Origin of the sequence: Streptomyces sp. NPDC002564, from assembly GCF_042889645.1 — a bacterium.
Taxonomy (GTDB): Bacteria; Actinomycetota; Actinomycetes; order Streptomycetales; family Streptomycetaceae; genus Streptomyces.
The window spans coordinates 686,331-700,990 of sequence record NZ_JBIARE010000003.1; the positions used below are offsets into that span (position 1 = coordinate 686,331).

General features: G+C 71.3%; 12 protein-coding genes. All 12 read right to left on the reverse strand.

Features of this window, described 5'->3' with window-relative positions; genetic code table 11:
* Positions 1-14 precede the first annotated feature (14 nt).
* Complete coding sequence (locus ACFYXE_RS14575) at positions 15-1,307, reverse strand: hypothetical protein (protein WP_389312339.1); 1,293 nt, start codon at positions 1,305-1,307, stop codon at positions 15-17.
* 6 nt (positions 1,308-1,313) lie between these two features.
* Entirely contained in the window at positions 1,314-1,874 is a 561-nt protein-coding gene (locus ACFYXE_RS14580; protein ID WP_389312341.1) for a GNAT family N-acetyltransferase, read from the reverse strand.
* A 49-nt stretch (positions 1,875-1,923) separates the two neighbouring features.
* Positions 1,924-3,849, reverse strand: a complete 1,926-nt coding sequence (locus ACFYXE_RS14585; RefSeq protein WP_389312343.1) for a TIGR03960 family B12-binding radical SAM protein — start codon at positions 3,847-3,849, stop codon at positions 1,924-1,926.
* A 50-nt stretch (positions 3,850-3,899) separates the two neighbouring features.
* Positions 3,900-5,504 carry a CHAD domain-containing protein gene (locus tag ACFYXE_RS14590; protein WP_389312345.1) on the reverse strand — a complete coding sequence of 535 codons (1,605 nt, stop codon included), beginning with the start codon at positions 5,502-5,504 and terminating at the stop codon, positions 3,900-3,902.
* A 41-nt stretch (positions 5,505-5,545) separates the two neighbouring features.
* A complete protein-coding gene (rodA, locus tag ACFYXE_RS14595; protein WP_361175660.1) occupies positions 5,546-6,742 on the reverse strand; it encodes a rod shape-determining protein RodA in 1,197 nt (398 codons plus the stop codon).
* Positions 6,743-6,747: 5 nt separating this feature from the next.
* A complete protein-coding gene (gene mrdA, locus ACFYXE_RS14600) occupies positions 6,748-8,922 on the reverse strand; it encodes a penicillin-binding protein 2 (protein WP_389312348.1) in 2,175 nt (724 codons plus the stop codon).
* A gap of 96 nt (positions 8,923-9,018) precedes the next feature.
* Positions 9,019-9,690, reverse strand: coding sequence for a rod shape-determining protein MreD (gene mreD, locus ACFYXE_RS14605; protein ID WP_361175654.1), 672 nt, complete (start codon positions 9,688-9,690; stop codon positions 9,019-9,021).
* 12 nt (positions 9,691-9,702) lie between these two features.
* Complete coding sequence (gene mreC / locus ACFYXE_RS14610; RefSeq protein WP_361175651.1) at positions 9,703-10,656, reverse strand: rod shape-determining protein MreC; 954 nt, start codon at positions 10,654-10,656, stop codon at positions 9,703-9,705.
* A gap of 164 nt (positions 10,657-10,820) precedes the next feature.
* The gene (locus tag ACFYXE_RS14615; RefSeq protein ID WP_030362602.1) at positions 10,821-11,840 is read right to left on the reverse strand and encodes a rod shape-determining protein; all 1,020 of its coding nucleotides are present in this window, start codon (positions 11,838-11,840) and stop codon (positions 10,821-10,823) included.
* 362 nt (positions 11,841-12,202) lie between these two features.
* The gene (ndk, locus tag ACFYXE_RS14620; RefSeq protein WP_361175648.1) at positions 12,203-12,616 is read right to left on the reverse strand and encodes a nucleoside-diphosphate kinase; all 414 of its coding nucleotides are present in this window, start codon (positions 12,614-12,616) and stop codon (positions 12,203-12,205) included.
* Positions 12,617-12,735: 119 nt separating this feature from the next.
* Complete coding sequence (locus tag ACFYXE_RS14625) at positions 12,736-13,083, reverse strand: DUF4233 domain-containing protein (protein WP_361175645.1); 348 nt, start codon at positions 13,081-13,083, stop codon at positions 12,736-12,738.
* Between the two features lie 5 nt (positions 13,084-13,088).
* A complete protein-coding gene (locus ACFYXE_RS14630; protein WP_361175642.1) occupies positions 13,089-14,609 on the reverse strand; it encodes a folylpolyglutamate synthase/dihydrofolate synthase family protein in 1,521 nt (506 codons plus the stop codon).
* Between the last annotated feature and the right edge of the window lie 51 nt (positions 14,610-14,660).

Genomic DNA, 14,660 nt, shown 5'->3' on the forward strand with positions numbered 1-14,660 from the left:
TCACCCGGTCGAGATCATCCCCGCCCAGGCGGGGAAACTGCACTCCCGGGGTTCTTCTCTAGGTTACGCGGCTCCGGCGTGTCCGGTTCCCGCCGGGCCACCGGCACCGCGGCCGGTGCGGCCGGGCCCCCGGCGACCGGCACCGCTTCCCCCGGCCCGCCCAGCAGCATCCGCCGCAGATCGGCCCGGGCCCGGCGCACCCCGTCCCGCGCCGACGCGACGGCCAGGCGTGCCGTGCGGCCCACGCTCCTGGCCGCCTCCGCGGCGGGCCGCCACAGGGCGTCGCGGAGCACGTGCCCGACCGGGGTGAGCACGGTCCGGTAGGCCCAGCGCACCGGCTCGACGAAGATCCACCGAAGGAGCGTGCCGAGGAAGCGGCCGACGGCCCGCGAGAGGTGTCCGGCGATCCGCCAGGCGTGGCCGAACGCGTCGCCGACCTCGCGTGCGACGACGGCGAGCGCCCGGCCCACCGGGGCGAGCACCCACCGCCACAGGGCGACGGCGGGGACCACGAAGATCCAGCGGAGCAGGGTGGTGACGACGGTCCACACGCCCCGGGCGAGCCAGGCGATGCCGGCGCCGATCCCCCGGGCCGTCCAGGCGATGCCGTGGCCGAGGGGGGTCAGGACGGTCCGGTACAGCCACACCGCCGGGACCACGACGAGCGTGCGGCCCAGCCAGACCAGCGCGGCGCCGATGCCGCGGCCGGTGAGGGCGACTCCGGCGCCGATCGCCCGCGCGAGCCGGGCGATCCCGTGGCCGACCGGGGCGAGGACGACGCGGTGGAGCCATTCGGCGGGGATCACGAACAGGACCCGGCCGAGCCAGGCGATGCCGGCGCCGATGCCCCGGACCGTCCGGGCGATGCCGTGGCCGACGGGGGTCAGGACGGTCCGGTACAGCCACACCGCCGGGACCACGACGAGCGTGCGGCCCAGCCAGACCAGCGCGGCGCCGACCGGCGCCAGCACGTACCGCCACAGGGCCACCCACGGCCAGACGAAGACCGCCTTGAACAGCCAGGTCAGCGCGGCGGCCAGGGCGCGCCCGACCGGCCGCAGCAGGGTGCGGTGGACGAAGCGGCCGGACACGGCGAGCGCGTCCCAGAGCAGGCGGACCGGCACGACGAGGACGAGCACGACGATGCGGACCGGGATGCGGATCGCGACGGCGAGACAGCCCTCGGCCTGCGGCTGCGCGGGCGGCACGGGCTGCGTGGGCGGTACGGGCTGCGTGGGCGGTACGGGCCCGCCGGGTCGTCCGGACGGCGGTGCGGGCTGCTGCTGGGGCCGTTTCTCCAGGTCCATGCTGGTCTAGACGCGTGCGGCGTCGGTTCGGATGCGGCCGGTCGCGATCCAGTACCGGAGCTTGCCGCCCCGCTCGTCCTCGAACCGGCCGCCCGCCGCCTCGATGACCTTGCGCGAGCCGGTGTTGTCGGTGTCGCAGGTCACCAGGACGGACTCCAGGCCGAGTGCGGCGGCGTGCGGCAGGCCGGCGCGGAGCATCTCGGTGGCGTGGCCGCGGCGACGGGCCGAGGGCCGGACGTCGTAGCCGATGTGGCCGCCGTACTCGCGCAGGAAGCGGGTGCCGATGGTGTGCCGGAGGGTGAGGCGGCCGAGGTAGTCGGTCCCTTCGACGTACCAGAGGGTGGTGACGGGGACGGAGTGCGGCTGGGCGGGATGGGCGGCGGCGCGGACCTCGGCGACGTACGTCTCGAAGACCGCGCGGTCGCGCCACCGGCTGCCGTAGTGCCGCAGGGTGCCGCCGAGCGCCGAGTCGTCGCCGGGGCCGCCCTGGCCCTCGGCCCGGAGCTCGTCCATCGCGGCGACGAAGGAGCGGTGCACCAGGCCGGTGGGCAGGACGAGTCGTGGCATGTGCGGGTGCTCGGCGCTTCGGCTCGCGGGGGTTCCCTCTCGCCCGCCGCTACTTGACGACCGTGAGCGGCAGGAGCTTCTTGCCGGTCGGGCCGACCTGGATGTGCGTGTCCATCTGGGGGCAGACGCCGCAGTCGAAGCAGGGGGTCCAGCGGCAGTCCTCGACCTCGGTCTCGTCGAGCGAGTCCTGCCAGTCCTCCCAGAGCCAGTCCTTGTCGAGGCCCGAGTCCAGGTGGTCCCAGGGCAGGACCTCCTCGTAGGTGCGCTCGCGCGTGGTGTACCAGTCGACGTCGACGCCCACCTCGGGCAGCGTCTTCTCGGCGCAGCGCATCCAGCGCTCGTAGCTGAAGTGCTCGCGCCAGCCGTCGAAGCGGCCGCCCTCCTCGTAGACGGCGCGGATGACGGCGCCGATGCGGCGGTCGCCGCGGGAGAGCAGGCCCTCGACGATGCCGGGCTTGCCGTCGTGGTAGCGGAAGCCGATCGAGCGGCCGTACTTCTTGTCTCCGCGGATCTTGTCGCGGAGCTTCTCCAGGCGGGCGTCGGTCTCCTCGGAGGAGAGCTGCGGGGCCCACTGGAAGGGAGTGTGCGGCTTGGGCACGAAACCGCCGATGGAGACCGTGCAGCGGATGTCGTTCGAACCGGAGACCTCGCGGCCCTTCTGGATGACGTTCATCGCCATGTCGGCGATCTGCAGCACGTCCTCGTCGGTCTCGGTGGGCAGGCCGCACATGAAGTACAGCTTCACCTGGCGCCAGCCGTTGCCGTACGCCGTGGAGACGGTGCGGATGAGGTCTTCCTCGGACACCATCTTGTTGATGACCTTGCGCATGCGCTCGGAGCCGCCCTCGGGGGCGAAGGTCAGGCCCGACCTGCGGCCGTTCCTGGTCAGCTCGTTGGCCAGGTCCACGTTGAACGCGTCGACGCGGGTGGAGGGGAGGGACAGGCCGATCTTGTCCTCCTCGTACCGGTCGGCGAGGCCCTTGGCGACGTCGGCGATCTCGCTGTGGTCCGCGGAGGACAGCGAGAGCAGGCCGACCTCCTCGAAGCCGGTCGCCTTGAGGCCCTTGTCGACCATCTCGCCGATGCCGGTGATGCTTCGCTCCCGCACGGGGCGCGTGATCATGCCGGCCTGGCAGAAACGGCAGCCGCGGGTGCAGCCGCGGAAGATCTCCACGGACATCCGCTCGTGGACGGTCTCGGCGAGCGGGACCAGGGGCTGCTTGGGGTAGGGCCACTCGTCGAGGTCCATGACGGTGTGCTTGGACACGCGCCACGGCACGCCGCTGCGGTTGGGCACGACGCGGCCGATGCGGCCGTCGGGCAGGTACTCGACGTCGTAGAACCGGGGGATGTAGACCGAGCCGGTCCTGGCGAGGCGGAAGAGGACCTCCTCGCGGCCGCCGGGGCGGCCCTCCGCCTTCCAGGCGCGGATGATCTCCGTCATGTCGAGCACGGCCTGCTCGCCGTCGCCGATGATCGCCGCGTCGATGAACTCGGCGATCGGCTCGGGGTTGAAGGCCGCGTGGCCGCCCGCGAGCACGATCGGGTGGTCGACGGTGCGGTCCTTGGCCTCCAGCGGGATGCCCGCGAGGTCCAGGGCCGTCAGCATGTTCGTGTATCCCAGCTCGGTGGAGAAGCTGAGGCCGAAGACGTCGAAGGCGCCCACCGGGCGGTGCGAGTCGACGGTGAACTGCGGCACCCGGTGCTCCCGCATCAGGGCCTCCAGGTCCGGCCACACGCTGTAGGTGCGCTCGGCGAGCACGCCCTCGCGCTCGTTCAGGACCTCGTAGAGGATCATGACGCCCTGGTTGGGCAGCCCGACCTCGTACGCGTCCGGGTACATGAGCGCCCAGCGGACGTCGCAGGATTCCCACGGCTTGACGGTGGAGTTCAGCTCACCGCCGACGTACTGGATGGGCTTCTGCACATGCGGGAGCAGAGCTTCGAGCTGTGGGAAGACCGATTCGGCAGACATCGCGGACCTTCATGAGCTGGCAGGGGTGACCATCAAGCGTACCCCGGCGATCAGCCGCCCAGTGCCGCGCGCAGTTTCGGCCGGGACGCCTCCTCCCACACCTGCGGCAGCTCGCGCTCGCGGTCCGCTCCGGCCGCCTCCTCCTGCCCGTACAGAAGGCCCCAGGTGAAGGCGGATTCGCCGGCCAGGTACGCCTGGACCGCCAGGGCGCGCAGGGCCTCGCGGGCCACCACGCTGTCCTGGTGGTCGCCGAGGACGCCCTGCACCGACTTCATCCTTTTGGCGAACCGCTTGGCGGGCCCGCCGAGCGCGGGGACCGCGGACTCGCCCGCGTACCGGGCGCGCTTGGCGGCCTTGCGGGCCTGGTGCAGGGCGACGTCGCGCGCGGGGCCCGGGGGCAGCGACAGGGCGTGCTCGACGCGGGTCGCCAGCCGCCGGTAGTCCTTCAGCACGGCCTGGGGCAGCGCCTTTCCCGGCGGCTTCGCGGCGGCGGGGCGCAGCGGGGGCGCGGCGAGCAGGGCGTCGAGGGTGTCCAGGAGGGCGAAGTAGCGCCTGCTGTCGAGGACGGCGACGGTCCTGCGGCGCGATCCGGCGCGGCGGGCGACGGACCAGATGCGCAGCCGGCCGCGCACCGGGCCGAGCAGGAGGGTCCTGGGCAGGCCGGCGATGCGGGTGGTGAGCCGCTCGGCGAGGACCTCCTGGTCGCGGTCGACGCCCAGTTCGCCCGCGAGCCACTTGAGCTCGTCGCCGACGGGGTCGGTGACCGTGCGGTCGAGGATCGTGCGGTACGACGCGAAGGCGCTGCGCATCCGCCGGGTGGCGACCCGCATCTGGTGGACGGAGTCGGGCAGGTCGCGGCGGACGGCGGGGTCCAGGGAGACGAGGGCGTCGCGCTGGGCGCGCAGGTAGGCCAGGACGTGGTCGCCCGCGGTGCCGGTGCCCTCGCCGACGGCGGTGTGCACGGCCTCGGCGACGGCGCCGCTCTTGCCGGGCTTGCGGCCGCTGCCCGCGGCGGTCTCGGCGGCGGCCGGCTCGACCGCGGGCTCCCGGGGCGCGGTCTCGGCCAGTGCCCTGGCGAGCTTGGAGGGCGCGTCGGAGCGGCGCACGCCCGCCTTCTTGAGCTTCTTCTCCACCTTGTCGAGGAAGGCGGGGTCGCCGCCGTCGGCCAGCTCCACCTCGGCCTCGGCCCACGCTGCGGTGCCCGTGCCGCCCGAGAGCCGCTCGGCCCGCACCTGGTCGACGCTCGCCTCGGCGAGCAGCGCGCCGTCCGCGTCCACGAGGTGGCACAGGTTCCTGGCGGACAGCAGCCGGATCACCGGGACCAGTTCGGCCCCGCGCACCCGGGAGCGCACGAGGCCGGACAGGGAGCGGGGCACCGCGTCGGAGAGCGGGGCGTGGATCTCCTCGCGCACGCCGTCGGCGAGCGACACCGGCAGCTTCAGGTGCCAGCCCGCGTCGGCGCCGCCGGTGCGGCGCCGCAGGGTGATCGCCGCGGCGGCCAGGCGTTGGTCGGGGGTGTCCCAGTAGACGGCGTCCAGTTCGGCGACGCCCCGGTCGACGACCTGCGCGACCCCGGCGACGCCGGACAGGTCGGGCAGGGTCGCGTCCGTGGTGACGTCGTACTTCCGCTCGATCTCGCGCTTCGTGTCCGCCATGAACCGAATCTAGACGCGAAAGGCGGAGCTGGGCAGTCCCCCTACGCCGACATCGGGCGCTGCACCTTGATCGACTGGAGCAGGCCGACGGCCACCCAGACCGCGAACATCGACGATCCTCCGTAGCTGACGAAGGGCAGTGGGAGGCCCGCGACCGGCATGATGCCGAGGGTCATGCCGATGTTCTCGAAGGACTGGAAGGCGAACCAGGCGATGATCCCGGCGGCGACGATCGTGCCGTACAGCTCGGTCGTCTCGCGGGCGATGCGGCAGGCGCGCCACAGGACGACGCCGAGCAGCACCAGGATGGCGCCCGCGCCGACGAAGCCGAGCTCCTCGCCCGCGACGGTGAAGACGAAGTCGGTCTGCTGCTCGGGGACGAACTGGCCGGTGGTCTGGGAGCCCTTGAACAGGCCGGTGCCGGTCAGGCCGCCGGAGCCGATGGCGATGCGCGCCTGGTTGGTGTTGTAGCCGACGCCCGCCGGGTCGAGGGCGGGGTTGGCGAAGGCGGCGAAGCGGGCGATCTGGTAGTCGTCCAGGACGCCGAGCTGCCATATGGCGACACCGCCCGCGACGCCCGTGCCGAGCAGGCCGAACACCCAGCGGTTGGAGGCACCGGAGGCGAGCAGCACGCCGAGCACGATCATCGCGACGACCATGACCGAGCCGAGGTCGGGCATCAGCATGACGATCATGATCGGTACGGCGGCGAGCCCCAGGGCCTGCACGACGGTGCGGTGGTCGGGGTGCTCCCGGTCGCCCGCGTCGACGCGGGCGGCGAGCAGCACCGCCATGCCCAGGATGATCGTGATCTTGCAGAACTCGGACGGCTGCAGCGACTGGCCCGCGATGACGATCCAGGCGTGGGCGCCGTTGATGGTCGCGCCGAGCGGGGTGAGGACCAGGAGCACCAGGAAGACGGAGACGCCGTAGAGGATCGGCACGGCGGTGCGCAGCGTGCGGTGGCCGAGCCAGATCGTGCCCGCCATCAGGCCGAGGCCGATGCCGATGTTGATGATGTGCTTGATCAGGAAGGCGTACGGGTCGTCGCCGACGAGCTCGGTGCGGTTGCGGGTCGCCGAGTAGACGAGCGCGGAGCCGATGCCGGAGAGCGCGAGGGCGGCGAGGAGCATCGGCCAGTCGAGCCTGCGCACCAGCGAGTCGCGGGCGAGCAGCCGGGACATGCTGGAGCGCTCGGGGCCGTACCCGGAGACGGAGAAGCCGTTGTTGATGGTCATCGGCGTCAGTCCCGCCTCCCGCCGGCCGGGGCGCCGGCCAGCTCCTGCTGCTCGGCCGGCGGCTTGGGCGCCGTGGGCTTGTACGGCTTGATGGTCGGGGCGTCGATGGAGCCGTCGGTCTCGATCTTCGGCAGCTTCTTCTCGGGCTGCGGCAGGAGGGCCTTCTTGAGGTCCTGCTTGCCGCTGTCGTCGAGGCCGTAGATCGCGTCGTAGATCTTGCGCACGGCGGGCCCGGAGGCACCGGAGCCCGTACCGCCCTGGGAGATCGTCATGACGATCGAGTAGTCCTTGGTGTACGTCGCGAACCACGAGGTGGTCTGCTTGCCGTAGACCTCGGCGGTACCCGTCTTGGCGTGCATCGGGATCTTGTCCTGCGGCCAGCCGCCGAACCGCCACGCGGCCGTACCGCGGGTCGCGACGTCCGCGAGCGCACCGTCTATGTCCTTCTGGAGCGCGGCGTTCATCGGGAGCTTGCCGTGCGACTTCGGCTTGAGCTCCTGGACCTGCTTGCCGTCGGCGCTGACGATCGCCTTGCCGACGGTGGGGTCGTACAGGGTGCCGCCGTTGGCGATGGCGGAGTAGATGGTGGCCATCTGGATCGGCGTGACGAGGGTGTCGCCCTGGCCGATGGAGTAGTTGACGGAGTCACCGGCGCGCATCTTCATGCCTTCGAGGCAGTTCTCGTACGCGATGCGCTCGGCGTACTCGCCGCTCTTCTTGCCCTGCTTGCACCAGGCGTCCTTGTTGGCCTTCCAGTAGTCCTTCTTCCACTGGCGGTCGGGGACGCGGCCGGTGACCTCGTTGGGCAGGTCGATGCCGGTCTCCTTGCCGAGGCCGAACTGGTGGGCGGTCTTGTAGAACCAGTCCTTGGCGTCGTTCTTCGGCTTGTTGCCGCCGTCCTTGGCCCACTGGTCGTGGGAGAGCTTGTAGAAGACGGTGTCGCAGGAGACCTCGAGGGCCTGGCCGAGGGTGATGGAGCCGTGGCCCTTGGACTCGAAGTTCTTGAAGGTCTGGCCGCCGATGGAGTACGAGCTGGGGCAGGGGTAGCGCCCGTTGAACCGGTAGCCCGCGTTGACCGCGGCGGTCGTCGGGATGACCTTGAAGATCGAGCCGGGGGCGGCCTGGCCCTGGATGGCGCGGTTGAGCAGCGGGTAGTTGGACTTCTTGCCGGTGAGCTGGGCGTAGTCCTTGCCGGAGATGCCGCCGACCCAGGCGTTGGGGTCGTAGGCCGGATTGGAGGCCATGGAGACGATGCGTCCGGTCTTGTTCTCCATGACGACGACGGCGCCGGCGTCGGCCTTGTAGTTCTCGCCGGTGTTCTTGTCGAACTCGCCGCGGGCCTTCTTCATCGCGTCGTTCAGCCAGTACTCCGAGACGGCCTGCACGCGCGCGTCGATGCTGGTGACGACGTTCGCGCCGGGCTGGGCCTCGTCGGACTTGGCCTTGCCGATGACGCGGCCGAGGTTGTCCACCTCGTAGCGGGTCACGCCGGCCTTGCCGCGCAACTGCTTGTCGTACGTGCGCTCCAGCCCCGAGCGGCCGACCTGGTCGGAGCGCAGGAACGGCGAGTCGGTGTCCTTGGCCTTGTTGATCTCGTCGTCGGTGACGGGCGAGAGGTAGCCGAGGACCTGCGCGGTGTTGGACTTGCCGGGGGCGGCGTAGCGGCGCACGGCGGTGGGCTCGGCGGTGATGCCGGGGAAGTCCTCGGAGCGCTCGCGGATCTGCAGGGCCTGCTTGGGCGTGGCCTCGTCGGTGATCGGGATGGGCTGGTACGGCGAGCCGTTCCAGCAGGGCTGCGGCGTCTTGGCGTCGCAGAGGCGGACCTTGCCCGCGACGTCCTCGGGCTTCATGTCCAGGACGTCGGCGAGCTTGGCGAGGACCGCCTTGCCGTCGTCCTTCATCTTCATCAGGTCGGTGCGCGACGCGGAGACGACCAGGCGGGTCTGGTTGTCGGCGATCGGCACCCCGCGGGCGTCCAGGATCGAGCCGCGCACGGCGGGCTGCACGACCTGCTGGACGTGGTTGCCCGACGCCTCCTCGGCGTACTCGTCGCCGTTGCGGACCTGGAGGTACCAGAGGCGGCCGCCGAGGGTGAGCAGGAGGGAGACGACGAGGATCTGGATGACGACGAGGCGGATCTGGACGCGTGGGGTCCGTCCGGTCTCGGGGATGTTGGTCACTGTGGTGTTCCCCCCTTCAGTGTGCGTACGGTGCGTACGTGTACCCGATCGACCTGTGCGCGGGCGCGGGCGCTGGCCGGTCCTGGCGGGCGGCGGTCACAGGCGCTTGACCCCCTTGATGCGTCCGGCGCGGGCGACGCGGGCCTTGGCGGCCTTCGCCCGCAGGCCGCCGCGCTGGTTGCCGATGCGCAGGCCGGTGCCGGACGAGAGCCATCCCGCGGAGACGTCGGCGGCCTTGTTGACCGGCGAGTTCTCCCCCAGCGGGTCGTTCTCGGCGCGCCGGGCGAGCGCGATGATCAGCGGCACCGTGAAGGGCGCGAGCAGCAGGTCGTAGAGCGCGGCGGTGAACAGCAGGCCGACCAGGCCCACATGGCGGGCGGCGGTGTCGCCGACGAGGGAGCCGACACCCGCGTAGAGCAGGGTCGAGCCGATCGCGGCGGAGACGACCACGACGAGCGGTCCGGTGGCGGAGCGCAGCCGGCCGTTGTCGGGCTTGGCGAGGCCCGCGAGGTAGCCGACGACGCAGAGCACCAGCGCGTACCGCCCGGCGGCGTGGTCGGCGGGCGGGGCCAGGTCGGCGAGGAGCCCGGCGCCGAAGCCGACGAGGGCGCCGCCGACGTGGCCGTAGACCAGGGCGAGGCCGAGGACGGTGAGCAGCACCAGGTCGGGCACCGCGCCCGGCAGCTGGAGCCGGGCCAGGACGCTGACCTGGACGACCAGGGCGACCACGACGAGGGTGACGGAGAGCAGGATTCGGTTGAAGCGCATGGGTCCGGTCTCCTACTGCTCGTTGCCGTTGTCGGCGCCGTCGGCCGGGGGCTGTCCTGACGGGGTGGCCGTGACGGTCACCGTCGGGGTCGGCCTGGGCTTGGCGGGCTTGGGCGGCAGGACCGTGTCGCGCGGGTCCGCGCGGGGCGCCTCGACGACGACGCCGACGATGTCGAGCTTGGTGAATCCGACGTACGGCTTCACGTAGACGTTGCGCGTGAGGTCGCCGCCGGAGGGGTCGACGCGGACGACCTCGCCGACCGGGACGCCGGGCACGAACGGCTTGTCGGCCTGCGAGCCGAAGGTGACGAGACGGTCGCCCTTCTTGACCTTGGCCTTGCCGTTGAGCAGCTGGACGGAGAGCGGCCGGTCGCCCTGGCCGGTGGCGAAGCCGAGCTCGTCGGTCTTCTCCATGCGGGTGCCGACGGTGAAGTCGGGGTCGTTGGCGAGCAGGACGGTCGCGGTGTCGGGGCCGACCGTGGTGACGCGGCCGACCAGGCCGTCGCCGTTCAGGACGGTCATGTCGCGCTTGAGTCCGTCGTTCGCCCCGGCGTCGATGGTGACGGTCCAGGAGAAGCCCTGGGCCGCTCCTATGCCGATGACTTCGGCGCCCTTGATGCCGTACTGTCCGGCGCCCGCCTTCTTCAGCATGCTGTCGAGCTGGCGGACCCGGCTGCGGTTGCGGTCGTCGCTGCCGAGCTTCGCCTTCAACGCGGCGTTCTGGCGCTCCAGTTCGGCGATGCGGTCGTGGCGCTCACCGGAGTCGCGGACCGCGCCGATCGCGTTGCCGATCGGGTCGACGGCGGAGGACATGCCCTCCTCGACCGGACCGAAGACGGTGGCGGCGGCCTGGCGGGCACCGTCGACCGGTGAGTCCTCGCCGCCGCGGATGTCCACCGTGATCAATGCGAACGCGATGGCGACCAGCAGCACCAGGAGCAGCCGGCTCTCTCGTGTGTCCCTCACGTGCGGCGGCGTGCCTTCCTCAATCGGATGCCGTGGATTCCGCGGATTCTGCGGGCTTCTGCGGGTTCCACGAGTTTCTGGGGAATTGTCGTGCCTTGCCTCTATATCAACGATCCGCCGCACGAGGCGGCAGGCACTCGTACGGCGGATCTTTTCGCGTCAGATCATCTGCGCGGTTGGGCGTCGAGCACCTGCTGCAACGCCTCGAATTCCTCGACGCACTTTCCGGAGCCGAGCGCCACGCTGTCCAGCGGGTCCTCGGCGATGTGGATCGGCATGCCGGTCTCCCGGCGCAGCCGCTCGTCGAGGCCGCGCAGCAGGGCGCCGCCGCCGGTCAGCACGATGCCGCGGTCCATGACGTCGCCGGAGAGCTCCGGCGGGCACTTGTCGAGGGTGGTCTTGACCGCGTCCACGATCGCGTTGACCGGCTCCTCGATGGCCTTGCGGACCTCGGCGGCGGAGATGACGACGGTCTTGGGCAGCCCGGAGACCAGGTCCCGGCCGCGGATCTCGGTGTGCTCGTCGGCGTCCATGTCGTACGCCGAACCGATGGTGATCTTGATCTGTTCGGCGGTGCGCTCGCCGAGGAGGAGGGAGTACTCCTTCTTGATGTGCTGGATGATCGCGTTGTCCAGCTCGTCGCCCGCGACGCGGATCGACTGTGCCGTGACGATTCCGCCCAGCGAGATCACGGCGACCTCGGTGGTGCCGCCGCCGATGTCCACCACCATGTTGCCCGTGGCCTCGTGGACCGGCAGGCCGGAGCCGATGGCCGCGGCCATGGGCTCCTCGATGATGTGCACCTGGCGCGCGCCGGCCTGCGAGGAGGCCTCGATGACGGCGCGGCGCTCGACGCCCGTGATGCCGGAGGGCACGCAGACGACGACGCGCGGGCGGGCGAGGTAGCGCCGCTTGTGGATCTTCAGGATGAAGTAGCGGAGCATCCGCTCGGTGATCTCGAAGTCGGCGATCACGCCGTCCTTCAGGGGGCGCACGGCGACGATGTTGCCGGGCGTGCGCCCGATCATCTTCTTCGCTTCGGCGCCGACCGCGAGAATGCCACCGGTGTTGGTGTTGATCGCGACGACGGACGGCTCGTTGAGTACGATCCCCCGACCCCTGACGTACACCAGCGTGTTGGCGGTCCCGAGGTCGACAGCCATGTCACGGCCGATGAACGACATGTTGTTCCCCATGAGGATGCGTCTGGCCTTCCCTAGTCGAGCTTGTGATGGCTTTTTAGGTAGGCGAGGTGGGTGCTGTGTGGCAGTGGAGGCTTCCATCGTAGTCTCGGCTGCGCGAACACGGCGCTAGGGTCTTCGCCATTGTCAGCAGATGATGTGCCGCTCCGCTCCTGGAGACGTGCCATCGGAGGCACGGGTTCCCCCAATGGGGGTGCATATGCCAAAGGACGGCCGAAAAACATCGGCCGTCCCAGGTCGGTCCGGGCACTCCGCTGACCTCGTGTCAGAAAAAAATCCTGACGCGGTCCTTCCGCGCCGGCCCGGACCGGACCGGTCCCGGCCGGTACCGGCCACCGTGGCGGTCAGGCGATGCCCGGGAAGAAGATCTTGAGCTCGCGCTCGGCGGACTCCTCGGAGTCCGAGGCGTGGATCAGGTTCTCCCGGACGATGGTGCCGAAGTCGCCACGGATCGAGCCGGGCGCCGCGGCGATCGGGTCGGTGGGACCCGCCAGCGCGCGCACGCCCTCGATGACCCGCTCGCCCTCGACGACGAGCGCGACGACCGGACCGGAGGACATGAAGGCGACCAGCGGCTCGTAGAACGGCTTGCCCTTGTGCTCGCCGTAGTGCTGCTCCAGGGTCTCCTGGTCCAGCGGGCGCAGCTCCAGCGCGGAGATCGTCCAGCCCGCCTTGCGCTCGATGCGGCCGATGATCTCACCGATCAGGCCACGACGGACGGCGTCGGGCTTCAGCAGGACGAGGGTGCGCTGGCTCATGTGCGGCTCCAAGCAGTGGTGTCACGATCTTTGCGATCACGTGGGATGGCCCGCACGATACCGCCGTACGAGGGGCGGGCGTGCCGCAGGGCGGGCGGGGCCGCCCCGCGGGAGCCGGGTCAGGCCGCCTCGGCCTCGGCCTGCGCGGCGAACCGCGCCTTCGCCTCGTCGATCTTGCGCCCGAAGTGCACCGACGCCCACCACAGGGCGGCGAAGACCGCACCGAGGAAGAACATCGTCGGCACCACGAAGCCGCTGGCGATCAGCGCGATCTGCAGGGCCCAGCCGAGCTGCACGCCGCCCGGCCGGGTGATCATGCCGCAGAGCAGCAGGCTCAGCAGCATCGCGATGCCGCTGACCGTCCAGACCGTGCCCATGGACAGGTCCTCGTCCTTCATGGCGACCAGACCCGCGAAGCCGATCACGAAGAACTCGCCGATCAGCGTCGAAGCGCAGAGCATACGCACAGGAATCAGCCCCTCCCCAGGAGCAGTCGGGCCTCGCCGACCGTGATGACGGAACCGGTGACGAGCACGCCACCGCCCGCGTACTCCCCCTCTTCCTCGGCGAGGGTGATCGCCGCCTCCAGCGCGTCGTCCAGACGCGGCTCGACCTGCACGCGGTCGTCGCCGAAGACCTCCACGGCCAGGCCGGCCAGGGCGTCCGCGTCCATCGCGCGATGGCTGGAGTTCCGCGTGACGACGATCTCGGCGAAGATCGGCTCGAAGGCCTCGAGGAAGCCCCGCATGTCCTTGTCGTCGCTCGCGCCGACCACGCCGATCAGACGGCTGAAGTCGAAGACCTCGCTGATCGCGGCGGCGGTGGCGCGGGCGCCCGCCGGATTGTGCGCGGCGTCCAGGACGACGGTGGGCGAGCGGCGCACCACCTCCAGGCGGCCCGGCGAGGCGACCGAGGCGAAGGCCTTGCGGATCGTGTCGATGTCCAGCGGGCGCGCGTGCTGCGAGCCGATGCCGAAGAACGCCTCGACGGCGGCGAGCGCCACCGCCGCGTTGTGCGCCTGGTACTCGCCGTGCAGGGGGAGGAAGACCTCCTCGTACTCCCCGCCGAGGCCGCGCAGGGTCAGGAGCTGGCCGCCGACCGCCACCTGGCGGGCCACGACGCCGAACTCCAGGCCCTCGCGGGCGACCGTCGCGTCGACCTCGACGGCCTTCTTCAGCAGGACCTGCGCGGCGTCCACCGGCTGCTGGGCCATGATCACCGTGGCGTCCGGCTTGATGATGCCGGACTTCTCCTTGGCGATCTCGCCCGGCGTGGAGCCCAGGCGGTCGGTGTGGTCCAGGTCGATGGGGGTGATGACGGCGACCGAGCCGTCGATCACGTTCGTCGCGTCCCAGCTGCCGCCCATGCCGACCTCGACGACCGCGACGTCCACCGGGGCGTCCGCGAAGGCGGCGTACGCCATGCCGGTGAGGACCTCGAAGAAGGAGAGGCGGTACTCCTGCCGGGAGTCGACCATCTCCACGTACGGCTTGATGTCCTGGTAGGTCTCGATGAAGCGCTCGGCCTCGACCGGGGCGCCGTCCAGGCTGATCCGCTCGGTGATCGACTGGACGTGGGGCGAGGTGTACCGCCCGGTGCGCAGCTCGAAGGCGGAGAGCAGGGCCTCGACCATGCGGGCCGTGGACGTCTTGCCGTTCGTCCCCGTGATGTGGATCGAGGGGTACGCGCGCTGGGGCTCGCCCAGCACGTCCATCAGGGCGGCGATGCGGCTGACGGAAGGCTCCAGCTTCGTCTCGCCCCAGCGGCCCGCCAGCTCGGTCTCCACCTCGCGCAGCGCCCTGTCCACCTCGGGGTCGGTGGGACGCGCGGGGATGTCGCCCTGCGGCGGGCCCGCCTGGGTGCGCAGGGTGCGGCTGCCCGCCTCGATCACCGCGAGGTCGGGGTCGCGGTCGGTCTCGGCTCCGACGATGTCCTCGAAGGCGCCGTCCGGGTCGGTCTGGTGGTCGTCGTCGTGCGGAGGGAGGTCACTCACGTACGTCAGTCTACGGAGCGCCACCGACACCTGCCCCCAGGACCTGCCCCG

What these genes read in the sequence shown, in the direction of transcription:
- ACFYXE_RS14575 (WP_389312339.1), bottom strand. Translation starts at nt 1,307, where the DNA reads ATGGACCTGGAGAAACGGCCCCAGCAGCAGCCCGCACCGCCGTCCGGA.
- ACFYXE_RS14580 (WP_389312341.1), bottom strand. Translation starts at nt 1,874, where the DNA reads ATGCCACGACTCGTCCTGCCCACCGGCCTGGTGCACCGCTCCTTCGTC.
- ACFYXE_RS14585 (WP_389312343.1), bottom strand. Translation starts at nt 3,849, where the DNA reads ATGTCTGCCGAATCGGTCTTCCCACAGCTCGAAGCTCTGCTCCCGCAT.
- ACFYXE_RS14590 (WP_389312345.1), bottom strand. Translation starts at nt 5,504, where the DNA reads ATGGCGGACACGAAGCGCGAGATCGAGCGGAAGTACGACGTCACCACG.
- rodA (WP_361175660.1), bottom strand. Translation starts at nt 6,742, where the DNA reads ATGACCATCAACAACGGCTTCTCCGTCTCCGGGTACGGCCCCGAGCGC.
- mreD (WP_361175654.1), bottom strand. Translation starts at nt 9,690, where the DNA reads ATGCGCTTCAACCGAATCCTGCTCTCCGTCACCCTCGTCGTGGTCGCC.
- ACFYXE_RS14615 (WP_030362602.1), bottom strand. Translation starts at nt 11,840, where the DNA reads ATGTCGTTCATCGGCCGTGACATGGCTGTCGACCTCGGGACCGCCAAC.
- ndk (WP_361175648.1), bottom strand. Translation starts at nt 12,616, where the DNA reads ATGAGCCAGCGCACCCTCGTCCTGCTGAAGCCCGACGCCGTCCGTCGT.